Source organism: Ferrovum myxofaciens (assembly GCF_000735045.1).
Lineage (GTDB): Bacteria > Pseudomonadota > Gammaproteobacteria > Burkholderiales > Ferrovaceae > Ferrovum > Ferrovum myxofaciens.
On the sequence record NZ_JPOQ01000422.1, the window covers coordinates 1 to 421 of the forward strand.

Annotated in this window: 2 pseudogenes; both read right to left on the reverse strand. The window is 57.5% G+C overall.

Annotated features, from left to right (window positions below):
• Positions 1-138: pseudogene (locus IV91_RS20055) on the reverse strand (AAA family ATPase); the annotation flags it as partial.
• An 11-nt stretch (positions 139-149) separates the two neighbouring features.
• Positions 150-421 (reverse strand): annotated as a pseudogene (locus tag IV91_RS0114355) (IS21 family transposase); the annotation flags it as partial.

Sequence of the window (421 nt, forward strand, 5' to 3'; positions counted from 1 at the left end):
CCGGTCAATCAGCAGTGCCAAGCGCTCTTCAAAGCTCATGCCGGCCATGCCCGACTGGGTCAGTTGTTCCTCAAGGCCGGTGGCCAATCCATTCAGTTTCAAGGTGCGCAATTGCGCCAGTGTAGTCTGCATCATCATGATCTTGTGTCCTATTGGTAGTAAGCCGGGCCCCGCACATGGGGGTGATCCGGGCTGATCCATTCGGTTGCGGGGGAGTGAGCGATCTGGTCGCGGTTATTGACCAGAATGTCGCGGACATGGCGGTATTTGCAGGTACCGATCTGAAGAGCCAGAACACAGGCGGCTTCCAGTCGTAATTTGCCATAGCGTTTGGCCAGAGACAGTAACCCCAGGCAGGCCCGATAACCGTGTTCTGGATGCTTGTGCTCCTCGATCAGGCGGGTCACTGTGACCCCGGTGG